The sequence below is a fragment of the Nonomuraea wenchangensis genome, from assembly GCF_900111685.1.
In the GTDB taxonomy this organism is placed as follows: Bacteria; Actinomycetota; Actinomycetes; order Streptosporangiales; family Streptosporangiaceae; genus Nonomuraea; species Nonomuraea wenchangensis.
Genome location: NZ_FOHX01000005.1, coordinates 199,742 through 218,473, shown reverse-complemented (window position 1 = coordinate 218,473; position 18,732 = coordinate 199,742). Strand labels below are relative to the sequence as shown.

At 73.8% G+C, this 18,732-nt stretch carries 20 protein-coding genes; 8 read left to right on the top strand and 12 right to left on the bottom strand.

Annotation, left to right across the window (positions count from 1 at the left end; genetic code table 11):
* Positions 1-228: 228 nt before the first annotated feature.
* Positions 229-2,241: an ATP-dependent DNA helicase gene (locus BMW85_RS16825; RefSeq protein ID WP_091082240.1), complete on the top strand. Its 2,013-nt coding sequence runs from the start codon at positions 229-231 to the stop codon at positions 2,239-2,241.
* A 55-nt stretch (positions 2,242-2,296) separates the two neighbouring features.
* Here BMW85_RS16825 and BMW85_RS16820 read toward each other — a convergent pair whose 3' ends face one another.
* From BMW85_RS16820 to bar, 10 genes are all read right to left on the bottom strand, one after another.
* Positions 2,297-3,052: an SGNH/GDSL hydrolase family protein gene (locus tag BMW85_RS16820; protein ID WP_091082238.1), complete on the bottom strand. Its 756-nt coding sequence runs from the start codon at positions 3,050-3,052 to the stop codon at positions 2,297-2,299.
* Positions 3,049-3,483 carry a type II 3-dehydroquinate dehydratase gene (gene aroQ / locus BMW85_RS16815; RefSeq protein WP_091082237.1) on the bottom strand — a complete coding sequence of 145 codons (435 nt, stop codon included), beginning with the start codon at positions 3,481-3,483 and terminating at the stop codon, positions 3,049-3,051. The genes BMW85_RS16820 and aroQ overlap by 4 nt, the downstream gene beginning before the upstream one ends.
* Complete coding sequence (aroB, locus tag BMW85_RS16810; RefSeq protein ID WP_091082235.1) at positions 3,480-4,553, bottom strand: 3-dehydroquinate synthase; 1,074 nt, start codon at positions 4,551-4,553, stop codon at positions 3,480-3,482. The genes aroQ and aroB overlap by 4 nt, the downstream gene beginning before the upstream one ends.
* Positions 4,550-5,053, bottom strand: a complete 504-nt coding sequence (locus tag BMW85_RS16805; RefSeq protein ID WP_091082233.1) for a shikimate kinase — start codon at positions 5,051-5,053, stop codon at positions 4,550-4,552. The genes aroB and BMW85_RS16805 overlap by 4 nt, the downstream gene beginning before the upstream one ends.
* Positions 5,050-6,231: a chorismate synthase gene (aroC, locus tag BMW85_RS16800; RefSeq protein WP_091082232.1), complete on the bottom strand. Its 1,182-nt coding sequence runs from the start codon at positions 6,229-6,231 to the stop codon at positions 5,050-5,052. Before aroC ends, BMW85_RS16805 begins: the two co-directional genes overlap by 4 nt.
* 43 nt (positions 6,232-6,274) lie before the next feature.
* Positions 6,275-6,859 (bottom strand): prepilin peptidase, encoded by a 585-nt coding sequence (locus tag BMW85_RS16795; RefSeq protein ID WP_143082311.1) that lies wholly within the window; start codon positions 6,857-6,859, stop codon positions 6,275-6,277.
* 144 nt (positions 6,860-7,003) lie between these two features.
* On the bottom strand, positions 7,004-7,540 hold the full coding sequence (locus BMW85_RS16790; RefSeq protein ID WP_091082229.1) for an SseB family protein: 537 nt from the start codon (positions 7,538-7,540) through the stop codon (positions 7,004-7,006).
* 10 nt (positions 7,541-7,550) lie between these two features.
* Positions 7,551-8,384 carry an HD domain-containing protein gene (locus BMW85_RS16785; protein ID WP_091082227.1) on the bottom strand — a complete coding sequence of 278 codons (834 nt, stop codon included), beginning with the start codon at positions 8,382-8,384 and terminating at the stop codon, positions 7,551-7,553.
* Positions 8,381-8,722, bottom strand: a complete 342-nt coding sequence (locus BMW85_RS16780; RefSeq protein ID WP_245774847.1) for a PadR family transcriptional regulator — start codon at positions 8,720-8,722, stop codon at positions 8,381-8,383. The genes BMW85_RS16785 and BMW85_RS16780 overlap by 4 nt, the downstream gene beginning before the upstream one ends.
* Before the next feature lie 79 nt (positions 8,723-8,801).
* The gene (gene bar, locus BMW85_RS16775) at positions 8,802-9,902 is read right to left on the bottom strand and encodes a barbiturase (protein WP_091082224.1); all 1,101 of its coding nucleotides are present in this window, start codon (positions 9,900-9,902) and stop codon (positions 8,802-8,804) included.
* A 204-nt stretch (positions 9,903-10,106) separates the two neighbouring features.
* Between bar and BMW85_RS16770 the strand changes: the two genes are divergently transcribed.
* On the top strand, positions 10,107-11,189 hold the full coding sequence (locus BMW85_RS16770; protein ID WP_091082222.1) for an FUSC family protein: 1,083 nt from the start codon (positions 10,107-10,109) through the stop codon (positions 11,187-11,189).
* A 6-nt stretch (positions 11,190-11,195) separates the two neighbouring features.
* On the opposite strand, the gene BMW85_RS16765 is transcribed toward BMW85_RS16770, so the two are convergent.
* Positions 11,196-12,362 (bottom strand): pyridoxal phosphate-dependent aminotransferase, encoded by a 1,167-nt coding sequence (locus BMW85_RS16765; protein ID WP_177240717.1) that lies wholly within the window; start codon positions 12,360-12,362, stop codon positions 11,196-11,198.
* Between the two features lie 25 nt (positions 12,363-12,387).
* On the opposite strand from BMW85_RS16765, the gene BMW85_RS16760 reads away from it, so the two are divergent.
* The 6 genes from BMW85_RS16760 to BMW85_RS16735 are packed head-to-tail and all read left to right on the top strand — an operon-like array spanning position 12,388 to position 17,181.
* Complete coding sequence (locus BMW85_RS16760; protein WP_143082310.1) at positions 12,388-14,097, top strand: alpha/beta fold hydrolase; 1,710 nt, start codon at positions 12,388-12,390, stop codon at positions 14,095-14,097.
* Positions 14,094-15,023 (top strand): DUF418 domain-containing protein, encoded by a 930-nt coding sequence (locus BMW85_RS16755; RefSeq protein ID WP_218155813.1) that lies wholly within the window; start codon positions 14,094-14,096, stop codon positions 15,021-15,023. The genes BMW85_RS16760 and BMW85_RS16755 overlap by 4 nt, the downstream gene beginning before the upstream one ends.
* The gene (locus BMW85_RS16750) at positions 14,983-15,759 is read left to right on the top strand and encodes a carbon-nitrogen hydrolase family protein (RefSeq protein ID WP_091082216.1); all 777 of its coding nucleotides are present in this window, start codon (positions 14,983-14,985) and stop codon (positions 15,757-15,759) included. The genes BMW85_RS16755 and BMW85_RS16750 overlap by 41 nt, the downstream gene beginning before the upstream one ends.
* A 26-nt stretch (positions 15,760-15,785) precedes the next feature.
* Positions 15,786-16,232 carry a hypothetical protein gene (locus tag BMW85_RS16745; RefSeq protein WP_245774846.1) on the top strand — a complete coding sequence of 149 codons (447 nt, stop codon included), beginning with the start codon at positions 15,786-15,788 and terminating at the stop codon, positions 16,230-16,232.
* Positions 16,229-16,624, top strand: coding sequence for a UCP033725 family protein (locus BMW85_RS16740; RefSeq protein ID WP_091082214.1), 396 nt, complete (start codon positions 16,229-16,231; stop codon positions 16,622-16,624). Before BMW85_RS16745 ends, BMW85_RS16740 begins: the two co-directional genes overlap by 4 nt.
* Positions 16,621-17,181, top strand: coding sequence for a GNAT family N-acetyltransferase (locus BMW85_RS16735; protein ID WP_091082213.1), 561 nt, complete (start codon positions 16,621-16,623; stop codon positions 17,179-17,181). Before BMW85_RS16740 ends, BMW85_RS16735 begins: the two co-directional genes overlap by 4 nt.
* A 30-nt stretch (positions 17,182-17,211) precedes the next feature.
* On the opposite strand, the gene BMW85_RS16730 is transcribed toward BMW85_RS16735, so the two are convergent.
* The gene (locus BMW85_RS16730; RefSeq protein ID WP_091082211.1) at positions 17,212-18,699 is read right to left on the bottom strand and encodes a carboxyl transferase domain-containing protein; all 1,488 of its coding nucleotides are present in this window, start codon (positions 18,697-18,699) and stop codon (positions 17,212-17,214) included.
* Between the last annotated feature and the right edge of the window lie 33 nt (positions 18,700-18,732).

Genomic DNA, 18,732 nt, shown 5'->3' with positions numbered 1-18,732 from the left:
GCAGACATACTGTATTAACCAGCCTTTATGCGTCCACTCAACCCCGGAAAACCCTACTGAACCGGCCTTCCCATACACACCCCAGGCCCCCCTCGTCAACCACCTGAGACCGTGTCCGACGAGTTGGCGTCCCGATCGCCCAGTGTGCCACGCCCGCCGCCGCACGCGTTCGGGAATGCCGGGATGCGTCTGGCCGATCACGCCGCGTTCGGCGCGGCGACCCGGTAAATGCGGGTAGCGTTTACTGCCGTGCCGGACTCCCATCTCCCGTCAGTCGACGAACTGCTCAGCATCGCCGTCAACGCCGTCGGAGGGAGCGAGCGGCAGGGCCAGGTCACCATGGTCCGCGCCGTGCAGCAGGCCATCGACGCCGACGAGCATCTGGCCGTCCAGGCCGGCACGGGCACCGGCAAGTCGCTGGCCTACCTCGTCCCCTCGATCCGCCACGCCATGGACAGCGACAAGCCCGTGGTCGTCTCCACGGCCACGATCGCGCTGCAGCGCCAGCTCGTCGACCGCGACCTGCCCCGCCTGGCCGAGGCTCTCGGCAAGGAGCTGCCGCACGAGCCGACGTTCGCCATTCTCAAGGGCCGGCGCAACTACCTGTGCCGCTACAAGGCGACCGCCGGCTGGCCCGAGGACGACGAGCAGGACCAGCTCTTCGACCCGCGCGAGGTGAGCGCCACCGGCCGCATGGTGCAGCGCATCCAGGAGTGGGCCGAGGAGACCGAGACCGGCGACCGCGACGAGCTGGTGCCGGGCGTGAGCGAGCAGGCCTGGCGGCAGTTCTCCGTCAGCGCGCAGGAGTGCCTGGGCGCCAACCGGTGCCCCAGCGGGGCCGAGTGCTTCGCCGAGCTGGCCCGGCAGCGGGCCGGCGAGGTCGACGTCGTGGTCACCAACCACGCGCTGCTCGCCATCGACGCCATGGGCGAGCTTCCGGTGCTGCCCGAGCACAAGGTCGTGGTCGTCGACGAGGCGCACGAGCTCGTCGACCGGGTCACGTCCGTCGTCACTGGCGAGCTGTCGGAGCTGACCGTGTCGCTGGCCGTACGCCGGGTCGGCCGGCTCATCGAGCAGTCGGTCGCCGACCAGCTCCAGGAGGCCGGCGAGGACCTCAAGGCGCTGCTCGCCGCCGCCCCGCCCGGCCGCGTCGACGAGCTGCCCCAGGTGCTGGGGCTGACCCTCCAGCTCATCCGCGACACCGCCTGGCGCTGCGTCACGGCGCTCGGGCCGCGCAACGCCGACAAGGACGACCCCGACAAGGCGGGCCAGCGCAAGGCCGCGTTCACGGCACTCGACGAGGTGCACGACACGGCGGTGCGCATGCTCGACGCCTACGGGCACGACTCCGAGGCCGACCGCGCCGAGGTCGTCTGGCTCGACGGCGGCACCGACCGCCGGCCGCCCGCGCTGCGCGTCGCGCCGCTGACCGTCAGCGGCATGCTGCGCGACAAGCTGTTCGGCGAGCGTACGGTGGTCCTCACCTCCGCCACGCTCGCGCTGGGCGGCACGTTCGACGCGCTGGCCGCGCAGTGGGGGCTCAGCGGGCCCGGCGAGTGGCAGGGCATCGACGTCGGCTCCCCCTTCGACCACCCCAGGTCCGGCATCCTCTACGTCGCCAAGCACCTCCCCCAGCCCGGCCGTGACGGCCTGCCGCAGCAATACCTCGACGAGATCACCGAGCTCATCGAGGCGGCTGGAGGGCGCACGCTGGGCCTGTTCTCCTCGATGCGGGCGGCCAAGGCCGCGACCGAGGCGCTGCGCGACCGGCTCGACGTGCCGCTGCTGTGCCAGGGCGACGACTCGACGATGCTGCTGGTCAAGCAGTTCGCCGAGGACGAGCCCACCTGCCTGTTCGGCACGCTGTCGCTGTGGCAGGGCGTCGACGTGCCCGGGCCGTCGCTGCGGCTGGTCATCATCGACCGGGTGCCGTTCCCGCGACCCGACGATCCGCTGACCTCCGCCCGCCAGCGGCACGTGGCCGCGCGGGGCGGCAACGGCTTCATGGCGGTGGCCGCCAACCACGCCGCGCTGCTGCTGGCCCAGGGCGCGGGGCGGCTGCTGCGCTCGCAGCACGACAAGGGCGTCATCGCGGTCCTCGACCCCCGCCTGGTGACGGCCCGCTACAGCGGCTTCCTGCTGAACTCGCTGCCGCCGTTCTGGCGCACCACCGACCCGGCGATCCCCCGCGCCGCGCTGAAGCGCCTGGCCGCCGAGGCGGCCGAACCCGCCGACGCCTGAGCACCGGAGAGGGCCGCCCACCGGAGCGCGGCGGACGGCCCTCGAAGGCGAATGCTCAGCCCCAGGGGGTGAGTTCGGGGCGCTTGGGTGACAGGCCGTCGCCCGAGGAGACGCCTCGCAGGCGGCGCCCCACCCAGGGCACCAGGTGCTCGCGGATCCACTGCGCGTCCTCGCGCCGCCGCGCCCGCGGGTCGACGGACCGCTCCGGCCAGTCCTTGCGCCAGTCGTCGAACGGCACGCCCAGCACGTCCAGGACCCGGGCGGCCACCAGCCGGTGCCCGTCCTCGTTCATGTGCAGCCGGTCGGGACTCCACGCCCGCCAGTCGCGCAGCCCCTGCATGGACCACTGGTCGACCAGCCGGCACCCGTAGAGGTCGGCGATCGAGCGCAGGTGCAGGTAGAAGACGGCGAAGCGGCCCCGCAGGCGGCGCATGAGCGGCGTGTCGCGCGGATCGACGCCGGTGAACAGCAGCACGTCGGCCCCGCCCGCCCGCAGCTCGCGCACCGCGCCGGCGAGCTTCTTCGCCATCACGTCCGGGTCGCTGCCCGGCCTGAGCAGGTCGTTGCCGCCGGCGCAGAAGCTGACCAGGTCGGGCGCCATCTCGACGGCCACGGGCACCTGCTCGGCGACGATCTGGTCGAGCAGCTTGCCGCGGACCGCGAGGTTGGCGTAGCGGAAGGAGGGGTCGTCGGCGGCCAGCCGCTCGGCGACCCGGTCGGCCCAGCCACGGTAGTGGCCGTGGGGGCCCGGGTCGTTCAGTCCTTCGGTGAAGCTGTCGCCGAGCGCGACGAAGGACTTGTAGTGCCTCATGAGGTGGTGTTCATCTCCGCGATAGCGTGCAGCGCAAGGACGTACGACTGTAGTCCGAAGCCGGCGATGGTGCCCGTCGCCACCCCGGCGACGACGGAGGTGTGCCGAAACTCTTCCCTCGCCGCGGGATTGGTGAGGTGGACCTCGACGAGCGGCGCAGTCCGCTGGGCGATGGCGTCGCGCACCGCGTAGGAGTAGTGGGTGAACGCGGCCGGGTTGAGCACGACCGGGATGCGGCCGTCGGCGGCCTCGTGGAGCCAGCCGATCAGCTCCGCCTCGTCGTCGGTCTGGCGGACCTCGACTTGTTCGCCCAGCTTCGTGCCGGTGTCGCGGCAGAGCGTGACGACGTCCTCGAAGGTGTCGGAGCCGTAGACGTCGGGCTCGCGGGTGCCGAGCCGGCCCAGGTTGGGCCCGTTGAGCACGAGGATCATGCCGAGATCTCCTTGTAGGCCGCTTCGAGCAGCTCTTCGGGCGGGCCTTCGAGCCGGCCGGGCTCGGCGAGGCCGTCGAGGACCACGAACCGCTGCTTGGCGCCGCGGTTCTTCTTGTCGAGCCGCATGTGGTCGCGCAGCCTCGGCCAGGCGTCGGCCCGGTAGGAGACGGGCAGCCCGACCGAGGTGAGCACGGACCGCGTGCGCGCCACGAGGTCGGCCCGGCCGGCGAGCCTGGACAGCTCGGCGGCGTAGACCATGCCGATGGCGACGGCCTCGCCGTGGCGGATGCGGTAGTGCTCGTCGCGCTCGATGGCGTGGGCCAGGGTGTGGCCGTAGTTGAGGATCTCGCGCAGGCCCGCCTCGCGCAGGTCGGCGCCCACGACGTCGGCCTTGACCCGGATCTTGCGCTCGATGAGCTCGCGGGTGTGCGGGCCGCCGGGCCTGGTCGCGCCCTCGGGGTCGGCCTCGATCAGGCGCAGGATCTCGGGGTCGGCGATGAAGCCGCCCTTGATGACCTCGGCGAGGCCGGCGCGGTAGTCGTCGGGTGGCATGCCGTCGAGCGTCGACAGCTCGCACAGCACGCCGGCGGGCGGCAGGAACGTGCCGACGAGGTTCTTGCCCTCGGGCGTGTCGATGCCGTTCTTGCCGCCGACGGCGGCGTCGACCATGGCCAGCAGCGTCGTGGGCACGAGCACGACCTGCACGCCGCGCAGCCACGTGCCGGCCACGAACCCGGCGAGGTCGGTGGTGGCGCCGCCGCCCACGCCGACGACGGCGTCGGAACGGGTCACGCCGTGCCGGCCGAGCTCCGACCAGAGCCGGGCGGCCACCTCGACGGTCTTGGCCTGCTCGCCGTCGGGCACCGGGAGGGCGACGACCTCGTGCCCGGCCGCCGCGATCGCCTCGCACACGGGGCGGGAGATCTCCGGCAGGGTCTCCGGGTGGATCACGGCGACGGTGCTGACGCCGGGCCTGAACAGGGTGGGCAGCTCGGCCAGCACGCCCGTGCCGACGACCACGTCGTAGGGGCTGTCGCCGCGTACGGTGATCCTGGTCGCGGCGCTCATGCCGGCAGTCCCTTCAAGATCTCCTCGGCGAGCTCCGCCGGCTCGCGCTGGTCGGTCGTCACGGTCACCGCCGCGAGCCGCTCGTAGATCGGCCGCCGCTCCTCCATGAGCTTCTTGAGCTGGCTGCGCGGGCTGAGCACCAGCAGCGGCCGGGCCGAGGCGAGGCCGACCCGCTGGACCGCGTCGGCCAGCCCCACCTGGAGGTAGACCACGTGGTGGCCGGCGAGCAGGGCCTGGGTCTCGGGGTGCAGCACGGCGCCGCCGCCCAGGGACAGGATGCCGTCGTGCTCGGCCAGGGCCAGGCGTACGGCCTCGTGCTCCAGCTCGCGGAAGCGGGCCTCGCCGTCCTCGACGAAGATGTCGGAGACGGGCTTGCCCGCCACCGCCTCGACGTCTGCGTCGGTGTCGCGGAAGCCGACGCCGAGCCGCTCGGCGAGCAGCCGCCCGAGCGTGGTCTTGCCTGAGCCGGGAGGCCCGATCAGCACTGCCTTGGCCGTCATTTGATCACCATCGAAGAGAGGTAGCCGGACAGGTTGCGCGCGACCTCCTCGACGGAGTCGCCGCCGAACTTCTCCAGGGCCGCGTCGGCCAGGACCAGCGCGACCATGGCCTCGGCCACGACGCCGGCCGCCGGGACGGCGCAGACGTCGGAGCGCTCGTGGTGGGCCTTGGCCGCCTCGCCGGTCTTGACGTCGATGGTGGCGAGGGCCCGTGGGACCGTGGAGATCGGCTTCATGGCGGCGCTGACGCGCAGGATCTCGCCGTTGGTCATGCCGCCCTCGACGCCACCCGCGCGGTTGGTGAGGCGGCGGACGCCGTCGTCGGTGGTGTAGGCGATCTCGTCGTGGGCGCGCGAGCCGGGCCGCCTGGCGGTCTCGAAGCCGTCGCCGACCGCCACGCCCTTGATGGCCTGGATGCCCATGAGCGCGCCGGCCAGCCGGGAGTCGAGCCTGCGGTCCCAGTGGGTGTAGCTGCCGAGGCCGGGCGGCAGGTTGTAGGCGAGGACCTCGACGACGCCGCCGAGCGTGTCGCCGTCCTTATGGGCTTTGTCGATGACCGCGACCATGGCGGCGCTGCCCTCGGGGTCGTGGCAGCGGACCGGGTCGGCGTCGATGCGGGCCAGGTCGCCGGGGCCGGGCAGGGTGTCCGACGGGCTCTCCGCGCCGCCGATCGAGGTCACGTGGCTGACGATGTCGACGCCGAGCGCCTGCTTGAGGAAGCGGCGGGCGACCTCGCCGAGCGCGACCCTGGCCGCCGTCTCGCGGGCGCTGGCGCGGTCGAGCACGGGGCGGGCGTCGTCGAAGCCGTATTTCTGCATGCCGGACAGGTCTGCGTGGCCGGGGCGCGGGCGCGACCGGGGCGCGTTGCGTGCCAGGCCCTCCAGCTCGTCCGGGTCGACCGGGTCGGCCGCCATGACCTTCTCCCACTTGGGCCACTCGGTGTTGCCCACGCGGATGGCGACCGGGCTGCCCATCGTGCGGCCGTGGCGGACGCCGCCCGCGATCGTGACCTTGTCCTCCTCGAACTTCATCCGCGCGCCGCGGCCGTAGCCGAGCCTGCGGCGGCGCAGCGCCTCGTCGATGGCGGCCGTGGTCACCTCGACCCCGGCCGGCAGGCCCTCCATGACGGCGACGAGTTCGGGCCCGTGGGACTCTCCGGCGGTCAACCAGCGCAACATGCGTACAAGTCTTCCACGTGCCGCCGAGTGGGCTGTCCCACGTTCACCCGTCGAGACACAGCACGGTGAACGCGCCCATCAGCATGAACGGCCCGAAAGGGAATTGTGTGTGCCGGGTGCCCCTCCGCGTGGCGAGCAGCGCGAGCGCGTAGAGCGCGCCGAGCGCCTGCCCGGCGAAGGCCGCGGCGACCCACGCGGGCCAGCCCGCCGCGGCGGCGTTGAGCCCGATGAGCCCGGCCAGCTTGACGTCGCCGAGCCCCATGGCCTCGGGGCGGGCGAACCAGAGCAGCCCGTAGAGCGCCGTCAGCGCCGCCGCTCCGGCCAGCGCCCGTGGCAGCTCCCCCGTGGGCCAGAGCGCCAGGGCGGTGATCGGGTAGGCGGGGAGCGTGAGCGCGTCGGGCAGGATCGTGGTGCGCCAGTCGATCACGGCCAGCGCGACCCCGATCACCGCGAACGGCACGTACGGCAGGCCCATCCGCCAGGCGGTCAGCGCCGCCACGGCGGCGGTCAGGAGTTCGACGGCTGGGCCGGGGGCTTGGGCCGGGTGGAGGCGTTCGCCGTAGGTGTCGGCCAGTGCCCTGACGCGGTGTCCGCAGACCAGGCCGGCCAGCGCCATGAGTGCGACCACGAGCCGACCCTAGTGCGCGGCGGGCCGCCCGGCGCCCCGTTCGCCGACACCGGTCCCGATCGGCAGGCCAGGGAGCGGGCCCCGCCGGGCGCGGTGGCCGGGTCAGGTGGTGGGGTCAGGTGGTGGGGTCGGGTGGTGGGCGGGTCAGCGGCGGGAGAACCAGCGGCGTTTCCTGGCCGGTTCGACGCGGGCGACGGTGGCGACGGTGGCGCGGTCGAGCTGGGCGGCGGTGCCGGACTCGACGGCGGCCAGGGCCTCCAGCACCGCGCCCTCGATCACGAACGGCACCGGCCCGGCCACGTCGATCACGACCGCCGCCGCGCCCTCCTGGGCCGCGGCCCGGCACACCTGGAGCGTGGTGCTCTGGATCGGGCGGGCGTCCGGCCGCCACCTGGTCAGCGCGTCGGTGCCGGTGAAGGCGGGGACCGCGTGCCTGCCGTCCTGCCCGACGAGCTTGGGCAGGGCCATCTCGCTCTCCTTCTCCTGCCGCAGCCCGTGCTCGCCCACCTCGGACCGGGTCAGCAGCGCCACCACGGGCACCAGCAGCCGCGCCCCGGCGAGGGCGTTGAGCACGGCGGCGACGTCGCCCGTGCCGTCGCGGTGGGCGGCGAGTGCGGCGGCCACGGCGGGCGGGGCGCCGCCGTCGTCAGCGGGGTCGAGGGGTCGCGGGATGCTCGGCACGGCCCCGAGACTACCCGCGCCCCGGCCCGGTCCCGATCCTGCCCCGCAGCGCTCGCAGCGCCCGCGCCCACCTCGTGACGTCCCATCGGCCGAGGGCCGCGGCCAGGCTCGGCATCCCGAGCAGCAGCCCTGCGGCGAACCGTCTCCGCTCCCGCCGGCCGGGGATGGCGTGCAGCTCGGCCAGCCACTCCTCCAGGTAGCGGGTGCGGGCGTGCCGCGGGAGCAGCACCGCGCCCGCCCTGACCAGCCGGTACGGCCCGTTCCCCGGCAGGTTGGCGGTGGCCAGCCGCCGCAGCTCCTCCCCCACCTGCTCCAGGCCCGCCCTACCGGCGGCGGGCACGTACAGCTCCAGGGTCTCCCGCGCCTTACGCGCCCGCTTGGCCTCGGGGAGGAAGCGGGCGGTGCGCAGGTTGTGCAGCCGGTCGGCGAGCTTGAGCGCCAGGACGCGCTCGTCGGCGAGGTCGCGCCGGTCCGGCGGCAGGCCGCCGGGGTCGTCGAGCGCGCGGAACCCGCGCAGCAGCGCCATGACGTCCTCGCCGAACTCGGCCAGCTCCGCCTCGGGGCAGGCCGTGTCGTCGAGCACGTCGTGCAGCAGGGCCGCGCACAGGATCTCGTGGTCGCGTACGCCCTGCTCGGCGAGGATCACGGCGACGGCGAGCGGATGCGTGACGTAGGGGTCGCCGCTGTGGCGCCGCTGCCCGTCGTGCCAGTGGGCGGCCACCTCGTAGGCGCGGCGCACCAGCCGCAGCGGCTCGCCGGCCGGGCCGTCGCCGTCCGGCCCGTCGCCGTTCAGCCACTCGCCGGCGGCTCGCAGCAGGGGCCTGAGGGGGTCGCCGCGGTTCATGAGGTGCCTCCCGGGTGGAGCAGCCAGGCCGGGACCGGCTGGCGGCGGGAGCGGTAGGCGCGGGCGACGGCGTCCCGGCCGCGCTCGGCGCCGTCGGGGGTGATGCGGTAGTAGCGGCGGCGGGGGCGGCCCGCCTCCTCGTGGGCGCTGGGTTCCTCCCAGCGGCTCTCCACCCAGCCGAGCCGCTCCAGCCTGGCCAGGATCGGGTAGACGGTGCCGCCGGGCAGTCCGGCGAGGTCGCACAGCTCCAGCCCGTACCGTTCGCGGGCGGGGTCGGCGAGCAGGGCGCGCAGGACGGCCTGGGTCGGCAGGGTCATCCGGGGTGCGTTGCTCTTCATAGCTCGTACTCTATATAGCTAGAAGAGCGTCGGACAGAGCGGCGAGGCCACTCTGTCCTGTCCTGCTCGGGGTGCTTCCCTACTCCCCCAGGTCGGCGATGGCGGCGACCGGGCCGCCGCCCGACGGGCCCTGGTGTACGGCCGCCACCGACACGAACACCGCGGGATCGCCGGTCACCGACGCCGCCACCCCGCCCACGGCCGCCTTGATCTGCCGGTGCCAGTGCACGTCGGAGTCGTCCAGCATGATGTTGCGCCGGTCGCGTACCCGCCCGGACGGGTCGGCCTCGCACTTCATGAAGACGTTGACCAGCCGCCCGCCGAGGTCCGACGGATGCGGGCGCTCGGGCAGCGGCAGGCCGGAGTCGCGGATGGCGGCCCAGATGCCGTCGGCGTCGAGGGCGTCCTTCATGACGCTGTGGCCGATGCGGTAGCGCCCGCCGATGCCGCGTACGTTGCCGACCAGCACGATCTGCGCCCGGTCCAGCTCGACGCCGGACGAGCACGAGGCCACGGACGAGTAGAGCGACAGGTCCTTGTGGATCTGCTCGGCGCGCGGCATGTCGATCTCGCCGAGCGCCACCGCGACGCCGAGCGCCGTGGTCGAGTTGGACAGGTCCATGGAGGGGCCGGTCTCCTCGATGGCGGTGTCCTTGCCGCGGCTGCGCGCGTCGGTGATGGTGGCCAGGGTGAGCAGGGGCGTCTTGGTCTGTACGTAGTGGACGTCGCGCGGGTCGTCGATGCCGGCGATCTTCATGGCCTCGCGGACCCCGGCGGCCACCTTTTCCACCATGGCGGGGCGGCCGATGTCCTCGGGCAGGATGACCTCGCTCATGGCGACGCCGACCGACAGGCGCGGCTCGTCGGTGACGGGGGCGCGCTCGGCCGGGGTGGTGGCGAAGACGGTCGCGTGCGGGCTCAGGACGCCGTCGGTGCCGCCCGACCACACCAGGGGGACGTTCTCCGGCGCCGGATGCCCGTGCCGGGCCAGCACCTCGCGGAAGGCGCGGTCGGCCAGGATGCGGGTGTAGTCGTTGACGCCGCCGTTGCCCTCGGTCTTGCCGACGACGGCGAGCACCCGTTCGGCCTCGATCACGCCCTCGGCGATGAGACGTGACAGCCCGGAGGCGTCGGTCACGCTCTCGATCGGCACCTTGCGGACCTCGATCGGTTCCGGCATGCGACCACCCTTTCTCTGCACCCCTGGCGACGCTAGCCGAGCCCGCCACCGGCCTTCATGGGCAATGTCTGCCCATGAAGGCCGTCCGCCATGTCAAGGCGCGCCGTACGCCGGCCACCGGTACGCGGTGGACATCGACCGCGCAAATCGACTAGAACGGGTCAAAGTGATCCGAATGTCATAGCGATCCGCCAAGGTGAAAAGGTGCGTACGAGGCTCAGCGAGCATGTCAGGGAGCGGCTGGGCACGTTCGCCCTGGCGTGGCCGTCCATCGCGCAGTGCGCGGTCGGCGCGGCGCTGGCCTGGATCGTGGCCGTCCAGTTGCTCGGCCACCCACGGCCCTTCTTCGCCCCGATCTCCGTGCTCATCTGCGTGGGCGTGGGCCTCGGGCAGCGGCTGCGCCGGGTCGCGGAGCTGGTCGTCGGGGTCAGCCTCGGGGTCGGCGTGGGCGACCTGCTGGTGGCCTGGATCGGCTCGGGGCCCTGGCAGATCGCGCTCGTGGTGGCCCTCGCCATGGCCATCGCGGTGCTGCTGGACGGCGGTGCGCTGTTCGTGGCGCAGGCCGGCTCGTCGGCGGTGCTGGTGGCCACGCTCGTCCCCGTCGAAGGGGCCGGCGGCCTGGACCGGATGGCCGACGCGCTGACCGGCGGCGTCATCGGCATCGCGGCGGTCGCGCTGATGCCCGCGAGCCCGTTCACCATCGCCGGCAAGCACCTGTCCGACGTGCTGGACGCGCTGTCCACCGCGCTGGAGCGGGCCGCCGAGGCCATCGAGAAGCGGGACGTGGACCTCGCGGCCGAGGCCCTGGAGGCGGCGCGCGGCACCCAGGCACTGGTGGAGGAGCTGGAGATGGCGCTGCAGACCAGCAAGGAGATCACCACGATCTCGCCGCTGCACTGGCACCGGCGCGCCCGCCTGGCCCGTTACGAGGCCGCCGTGCTCCCGGTGGACCTGGCGATGCGCAACGTCCGGGTGCTGTGCCGGCGCACGCTGGCCTCGCTCGGCGAGGCGAGCCCGCCCCCGGCCGCGCTGGCCGAGGCCATGCGCGAGGTGTCGGAGGCGGCCCTGCTGCTGCAGCTCGAACTCGCCGCGGGCCGGGAGCCGACGCTGGCCAGGCAGGCGCTGCTCGCCGTGGCGGCCCGCGAACGGCCGGAGCACCTGGGGTTCTCCGCGCACGTGATCATCGCGCAGCTCCGGTCCGTCGTGGTGGACCTGCTGGAGGCGACCGGCATGGATCACGAGGCGGCCAGCGCCACCCTGACGCCGCTCGACGGGAGCGCGGCTTGAGAAAGGTCAGGCCGACAGGCGTTTGAGCCTCGCCGCCGCCTCGTCGATGACCTCGTCCTTCTTGCAGAAGGCGAAACGGACGTAGTGCCTGCCGCGCTCGGGGCGGTCGTAGAAGACCTGGGTCGGGATGGCGACCACCCCGGCCAGCTCCGGCAGCCGCCGCGTCAGCTCCAGGCCGTCGGTGAAGCCCAGCGGCCTGATGTCGGTCTGCACGAAGTAGGTGCCGGCCGGCCGCAGCACCTCGAACCCGGCCGCCGCCAGCCCCTCCATCAGCCGGTCGCGTTTGTCCTGGAGCCCGGAACGCAGCGCGGACACCCACTCCAGCTCGTGCCGCAGCCCGTAGGCCACCGCGAGCTGCCACGGCGCTGACGCCGTGAACGTGAGGAACTGCTTGACCGTCTGCACCGCCGTGACCAGCGGCGCGGGCGCGCACACCCAGCCGGTCTTCCACCCGGTGACCGAGAACGTCTTGCCGGCGGAGGAGATCATCACCGTCCGCTCGCGCATGCCGGGCAGCGTGGCCATCGGGACGTGCGCGACGCCGTCGAAGGTCAGGTGCTCGTACACCTCGTCGGTGATCGCGATCAGGTCGCGCTCGCGGCAGAGCTCGGCGACGACCTCCAGCTCCTCCCGGGTGAAGACGGTGCCGGTCGGGTTGTGCGGCGAGTTGACCAGGACGGCGCGGGTGCGCGGCGTGACGGCGGCGCGCAGCTCGTCGGGGTCGAAGGTGAAGCGGCCCTCGACCGGCCGCAGGGTGACGGGCACCAGCCGGGCCTGGGCGAGGGCGATGGAGGCGGCGTAGGAGTCGTAGTAGGGCTCGAAGGCGATCACCTCGTCGCCGGGCTCGCACAGCGCCAGCACGCTCGCCGCGATCGCCTCGGTGGCGCCCACCGTGACCAGGACCTCACCGGACGGGTCGTAGTCGAGCCGGTAGTGGTCGGCCCGGTGCTGGGCGACCGCGCGGCGCAGCTCGGGCAGGCCGGGCCCCGGAGGGTACTGGTTGGCGCCGGAGCCGATCGCCTGGATCGCCCGGTCGAGCATGGCGGCCGGTCCGTCGGTGTCGGGGAACCCCTGGCCGAGGTTGATCGAGCCGGTCTGTACGGCGAGCGCGCTCATCTCCGCGAAGATGGTCGTGCCAAAGGCACGCATCCTGGACACTAGTGGTTCCGTCACGGTCACAGACTATTAGTCTCGTCGGGTGATCCTTCGGGTCGTGCTCGCTCTCGTCCTGTCCGCGCCGCCGGTCATGACCCCCTCCGCGCCGCCCGCGCGGCCCTGCCCGGTGGCCGTCCCCGCCGGCACCACGTGCGGGTTCCTGCTCGTCCCCGAGCGCAGGGACGCGCCCGGCCGGACCATCCGGGTCGGCTACGCCGTCCGCCATTCGGTCGCGCGCCAGCGCAGGCCGGATCCCGTGGTCTTCATGAGCGGCGGTCCCGGCTCGGCGTCGCTGCAGCTCACCGGATTCCTCGCCCAGATGTTCCCCGACCGGGACGTGGTGGCGCTGGAGCAGCGCGGCGGCCGCTGGTCCGAGCCGGCGCTGAGCTGCCCCGAGACCGCCGAGGCGCTGCTCGGGCAGCTCCGCCGCCCGCCCGCGGACGTGGCCGCCGCCGCCGTCACCTGCCGCGACCGGCTCCGCGAGCAGGGCGTGGACCTGCGCGGCTACAACACCAAGGAGATGGCGGCCGACGTCGTCGCGCTGCGCCGCGCGCTCGGCTACCCGAGCTGGAACCTGTTCGGCGTCAGCTACTCCACCCGCGTCATGGTGGAGGCCGCCGCGGCCGACCCCGAGGGCACGCGGTCGCTCGTGCTGGACTCGTTCCTGCCTGAGGGGGTCAACTGGTACGACGACGCCGAGCGCAACCTGGCCGACACCATGGCGAAGCTCGGCGTGAAGGACGCCTTCGAGGCCGTGACCGCCCGGCTCAACGCCTCCCCCGCCCGCGTGCCGGCCACCGACCCGCTGCTCGGCCGGGAGTTCACCGCGCGGCTGAGCGGCGACGACGTGGCCGCCGTGCTGTTCGAGGGGCTGGCCGGGGCGGACGTCGCGGCGGTGGCCCCGGCGCTGCTGCGCGCCCTCGCAGAGGGCCACGACGAGCTGCTGCGGCCCCTCGCCGACGCCGCCGGCGACGGGCTGGTCTCGCACGAGTTCGGGCTCTACCACGCGGTGCAGTGCCAGGACGAGCTGCCGTTCAACGCCACCCCCGGCCGCTCCCGGCTGTTCACCCACAACGCCGACAAGGCGGTCTGCGACGCCTGGGCCCTGCCGCGCTCGAAGCCCGCCGGTGCGGCCCCGCGCGCCCCCGCGTTCGTGCTCGGCGGCCGGTACGACCCCACCACCCCCGTCAGGACCAGCAGACCGGCCGCCGAGGCGCTGCCGGACGCCCGCTTCGCCGAGATCCCGTACGCCTCCCACGCCGTCTTCCTGTCCAGCGCGTGCGCCCGCCGCATGATCGCCGGGTTCGTCGCCGACCCGGCGGCCAGCACCGCCGCCACCTGCCTGGACGCGGGCGGCGGGCGGCGGGAGGACCTGCGGGTGACCGCGGCGCCGTACGCGATCGCGCGGGCGCCGTGGCTGGCCGTGCCGTTCGCGGTGTTCGCGCTGACGGCTCTCGCGCAGCTCGTGGTGGCGGCGCTGAAGGGCCGGGCGCTCGCGGCGTACGGCGGGCTGTGCGGGGTGGCCTTCGCCGGGCTGACCGCCCAGGCCGTGCACGGCCTCGTGACGCGCAACGCGACGGCGCTGGCCGTCGGCCTGCCCGCCGACGTCGGCGGGTTCTACACGTGGATCGCGGTGGCCTCGGTCGCGCTGACGGCGGCCGGGGCGCTGGTGCGGTGGCGGCGCTGGCCCGGCTGGGCGGCGACCGCCGTGGGCGGCGGATTCCTCGTATGGTGGTTGCTCTGGGTGACATGACGCGCATCAGGGACATCGACGCGCTCCGCGGGTTCGCGGTGTGCGGCATCATGCTGGTCAACACCTGGCAGCACACGCGCGTCGCCAACGCGCCGTCCACCTTCGTGGACCTCGTCGTGAACGAGCTCTTCCAGAGCCGGTTCTACCCGATCTTCTCGGCGCTGTTCGGCATCAGCTTCCTGCTGTTCCTGCGCGGCCACAGCAGGTGGGCGCTGCTCAGCCGGCTGTTCTGGCTCTACTGCATCGGGCTGGCGCAGGGACTGTTCTACGGGGGCGAGGTGCTGACCGACTACGCGCTCTGGGGCGCGGTGGCGCTGCTGCCCGCCTCGTTCATCCCCGGCGGCTGGGCGCAGCTCGCGCTCGGCGTGGCAGGGCTGGCGTGGGGGCTGCTCGCCAAGGGCGGCGGCTCGTGGCTGATCCCTGGCCTGCTCCTGGTGGGCATGGGGCTGTGGCGGCTGGCGCCGCCCCGGTCGCTGCTGCTGCCGGGGTTCGCGGCGAGCGCGCTCGTCTCGGTGCTGCTCGGCTACGTCGCCTTCACCACCGGCGACTGGAACGCCTACAGCGTGTCCGCGCTGGCGGGGGCGCTGGCGTACTCGCTGGGGCTGCTCCTGGTGCTGCGGCCGGGGCTGTCGGCGGTGCTGGAGCCGCTCGGCCGGATGGCGCTGACCAACTACGTGACCGGCACCGCGGTGATCGTGCTGACGCTGCCGCTGGTCAGGGCCGACCCGACCCGCTGGGCGGTCGTGGGGCTCGCCGTCGCCACCGTCGCCGTGCAGGCGCTGGGGAGCCGGTGGTGGCTGGCCCGCTACCGGTACGGTCCGCTGGAGTGGGTCTGGCGGTGCCTGACCTGGTTTCGGCGGGTGCCCAACCGGTTAGAGTCGGGCCGTGACCACAATCGCCCTCTGTCAGATCCCGGTCTCTCCTGATCCCTCCACCAACCTCAAGAGGGCCAGGGAGGCGCTGTCCCGCGCCGAGGGGGCCGACCTCGCGATCTTCCCCGAGGCGACGCTGACCCGCTACGGCCGCCGCGTCACGGGCCTCGCCGAGCCGCTGGACGGGCCGTTCGTCTCCGGCCTCGCCGAGGCGGCGCGCGAGCACGGCCTGGCGGTGATCGCCGGGACGTTCGAGCCGGGCGACGGCCGGGTACGCAACACGGCCGTGGCGCTCGACGCCCAGGGCGAGCTGCGGGCCGCCTACCGCAAGATCCACCTGTTCGACTCCTTCGGCGCGAAGGAGTCCGACCTGGTCGAGCCGGGCGCCGAGCCGGCGGTGGTCGAGCTGGCCGGCCTCAGGATCGGGCTGATCACCTGCTACGACGTACGTTTCCCCGAGCTGGCCCGGGCGCTGGTCGACCGGGGGGCCGAGCTGTTCGCGGTGATCGCCGCCTGGGGGTCGGGGCCGCTCAAGGAGGACCACTGGACGACCCTGGTCCGCGCGCGGGCCCTGGAGAACACCATGTGGACCGCCGCCGTCGGCCAGGCGCCCAACCCGGGCGAGTCCTCCGACGGCTACGGCGTGGGCCGCAGCATGCTGGTCGACCCGCTCGGCGTGGTCCGCGCCGACCTGGGCACCGCGCCGGGGGTGCAGGTGGTCGGGATCGACCGCGCGTACACCGAGTCGGCGCGCGCGACGCTGCCCTGCCTTCAACACCGGGTCTTGTAGGGGTCAACCGACCGTAAAGTAGTAGCGTGAGCGGAACGCAGATGCAGAAAGTGATCCCGCCGCGTCTACTCGTCCCCTACCTGTCGGGCAAGCGGACGGTGATCTCCGGATATGTCTACCGGGTGCAGGACTGCGTCAGGCTGACCACCCCCGAGGCGCTCTACTGGGGCCTCGACCTGTCGTTCGACGGCTCGGAGCTGTTCGCGGAGGTGCCCGAGGTGTATGTGATGCGCTGGTATGCCCGCGACGTCGACACGTACGCGGTGCCGTACGGGCCGCACATGGGCGGTGACTGGAGCGACGCCCCGCCGTTCGCCGGCAACGGCTTCACCACCTCGCCCGACCATGTCGTGCCGCAGTTCCACACCGTGCCGATGCCGATCCCGGCCGGGGCGGAGATCGTGCACGTCACGCGCGACGGCGAGCGGCCCTTCGCCGGCTACGACGGGCTGACCTGGCGGCCCGCCGCATGAGCGAGGAGATCACGCCGGTCGCCTCCGGCTTCGTCGCCCGTTTCGGCGAGCACACCCTTCCCGCCGCCGTGGGGCCGGACGACGGCCAGGTGGTGCTGTTCAGCGAGTCCGAGCTGCCGGGCTTCGAGCCGGCCAGCGGCTACTGGCGGCGGCAGGTGGCGCGGTCCGAGGTCGAGTGGCTGGTGCTCGTCCGCACCGTGGGGGCCTTCGGCGGCGAGCCGTGCGTCATCCTCGACGAGGACGAGGACGGCCTGCACATCGCCTACACCGGGCACAGCGGGATGAAGGCGGAGGCACTGGGCTACTGGATGGTGGATCACGGGGCTTACGAGGTCGTGGTGCCCCGCGAGGAGGTCTTCTCCATCAGGGTCGAGCGGATCCCGGTGCCGTGAAGCAGCTCTTCACGGTCGGGCTCGGTGACGACGGCGCGCTGCTGGGGGCGCTGGAGCCGTGGCGGGCCGAGGAGTTCCTGGCGCACATCGAGCGCGGCCGGGAGCACATCGGGCGCTACACCGGGCTCGCCGACGTCGTGACGGACCTGGAGTCCGCCCGGTCATACCTGCTGTCCTACGCCGACAAGGCCGCCGCCGACACCGGCCGGCTCTACGGCATCTGGCTGGACGGGCTGCTGGTCGGCGGGGTGCTGTTCCGGACGATTGACGTCGCCAGGGGCCTCGCCGAGGCGGGCTGCTGGCTGGAGCCCGCGGCCGTGGGCAAGGGCCTGGTCACCCGGGCGGTGCGGGTGATCATCGATTGGGCGGTCGAGGAGCGCGGCATCCATCGCGTGGAGTGGTGGGCGGCGGCGGAGAACACCGCCAGCGTCGCGGTGGCCCGGCGGCTCGGCATGACGCGCGACGGGGTGCTGCGGGAGCACTATCTGCATCGGGGGCGGCGGCTCGACATGGAGATCTGGGCGGTGCTCGCGCCGGAGTGGCGCGCCGCCCGCTGAGCCCGGAGGGTGCCCAGGCTGCGGCGGCGGTCAGTTGCCCAGGTTGCGGTAGCGGGACAGGCGGGTCGCGAGGCGGTCGGCCGGGTCCTGGCGCAGCAGCCCCGCGATCTCGTGCTCCAGCGCCCGCCCCACCCGCTCGCAGAACTGCCGCGGCTCGTAGGCGGCGTCGGGCACCTCCGGGATGACCCGGTCCACGATGCCGTCGCGGCGCAGGTCGGTGGCGCGGATGCGCTGCAGCCGGGCGATCTCGGGCGCGAAGTCGACCGAGCGGTAGAGGATCGCCGAGGCGCCCTCCGGCGGCAGCGGCGACAGCCAGGCGTGCTGGGCGCACAGCACCCGGTCGGCGGGCAGCAGGGCCAGCGCCGCGCCGCCCGCGCCCTCGCCGAGCAGCAGGCAGACGGTCGGCACGTCGAGCATGACCAGCTCGGCCAGGCAGCGCGCGATCTCGGCGGCGAGGCCGCCCTCCTCGGCCGCCTTGGACAGGTCGGCCCCGCCGGTGTCGATGACGGTGACCAGCGGCAGGCCCAGCTCACCGGCCAGCCGCACGCCGCGCCTGGCGAGCCGCAGCGCGGCCGGGCCGAGCGGCGCGCTGATGCGCTGGACCCGCCGGTCCTGGCCGAGCACCACGGCCGGCGCGCTGCCGAACCTGGCCAGCGCGAGCAGCAGGCCGGGCTCGTTGTCGCCGGTGCCGGTGCCGCTCAGCGGCGTGGTGTCGGTGGCGGCGAGCTTGAGCAGGCTGCGCACGCCGGGCCGGTCGTCGCGCCGCGAACGGGTGATCGCCTCCCACGCCTCGGCGGGGCGGAGGTCCTCCTCGGGCGGCTCGCCCGCCTCGACCGCGCTCAGGTCGGCGGCGAGCACGCCGAGCGCGCGGATCGCGACCGGGCGCAGGGCGTCGGCCGACACCACGGCGTCGAGCAGGCCCTTGTGGAAGAGGTTCTCGGCGACCTGGACGCCCTCGGGGAACGGGTAGCCGTGCAGCGCCTCGAACACCCTCGGCCCCATGAACCCGATCAGCGCGCCCGGCTCGGCGGCCGTGACGTGCGCGAGCGACCCCCATGAGGCCAGGACGCCGCCGGTCGTCGGGTGGCGGAGGTAGACCAAGTAGGGCAGGCGGAGCGCGCGGTGCCCCTGGATCGCCGCGGTGATCTTCACCATCTGCACGAATGCCTGCGCGCCCTCCTGCATGCGGGTGCCGCCCGAGGCGGGGGCGGCCAGCAGCGGCAGGCGCTCGCGGCCGGCCCGCTCGACCGCGGTGGTGATCCGCTCGGCCGCGGCCACCCCGATGGAGCCCGCCATGAACGAGAACTCGGAGGCCACCACCGCCACCCGGCGGCCGTCGAGCAGCCCCTCACCGGTGATCACGGCCTCGTCGTAGCCGGATTTGGCCCGGGCGGCGGCGAGCTCGTCGGCGTAGGAGGAGCCCGGCTCGGCCGGGTCGGCGGGCGGAGCGTCCCACGACTTCCACGACCCCCTGTCGAGGACCGTTTCGATCAGTGTGCGCGCGTCCGGACGGCTCACTCTCGCTCCCTCGTGGTCGGCCCCGCAGTGTTG

What these genes read in the sequence shown, in the direction of transcription:
- BMW85_RS16780 (WP_245774847.1), bottom strand. Translation starts at nt 8,722, where the DNA reads ATGAAGAGCAACGCACCCCGGATGACCCTGCCGACCCAGGCCGTCCTG.
- BMW85_RS16825 (WP_091082240.1), top strand. Translation starts at nt 229, where the DNA reads ATGCGGGTAGCGTTTACTGCCGTGCCGGACTCCCATCTCCCGTCAGTC.
- BMW85_RS16820 (WP_091082238.1), bottom strand. Translation starts at nt 3,052, where the DNA reads ATGAGGCACTACAAGTCCTTCGTCGCGCTCGGCGACAGCTTCACCGAA.
- bar (WP_091082224.1), bottom strand. Translation starts at nt 9,902, where the DNA reads ATGCCGGAACCGATCGAGGTCCGCAAGGTGCCGATCGAGAGCGTGACC.
- aroC (WP_091082232.1), bottom strand. Translation starts at nt 6,231, where the DNA reads ATGTTGCGCTGGTTGACCGCCGGAGAGTCCCACGGGCCCGAACTCGTC.
- BMW85_RS16755 (WP_218155813.1), top strand. Translation starts at nt 14,094, where the DNA reads ATGACGCGCATCAGGGACATCGACGCGCTCCGCGGGTTCGCGGTGTGC.
- BMW85_RS16785 (WP_091082227.1), bottom strand. Translation starts at nt 8,384, where the DNA reads ATGAACCGCGGCGACCCCCTCAGGCCCCTGCTGCGAGCCGCCGGCGAG.
- aroB (WP_091082235.1), bottom strand. Translation starts at nt 4,553, where the DNA reads ATGAGCGCCGCGACCAGGATCACCGTACGCGGCGACAGCCCCTACGAC.
- BMW85_RS16805 (WP_091082233.1), bottom strand. Translation starts at nt 5,053, where the DNA reads ATGACGGCCAAGGCAGTGCTGATCGGGCCTCCCGGCTCAGGCAAGACC.
- aroQ (WP_091082237.1), bottom strand. Translation starts at nt 3,483, where the DNA reads ATGATCCTCGTGCTCAACGGGCCCAACCTGGGCCGGCTCGGCACCCGC.
- BMW85_RS16740 (WP_091082214.1), top strand. Translation starts at nt 16,229, where the DNA reads ATGAGCGAGGAGATCACGCCGGTCGCCTCCGGCTTCGTCGCCCGTTTC.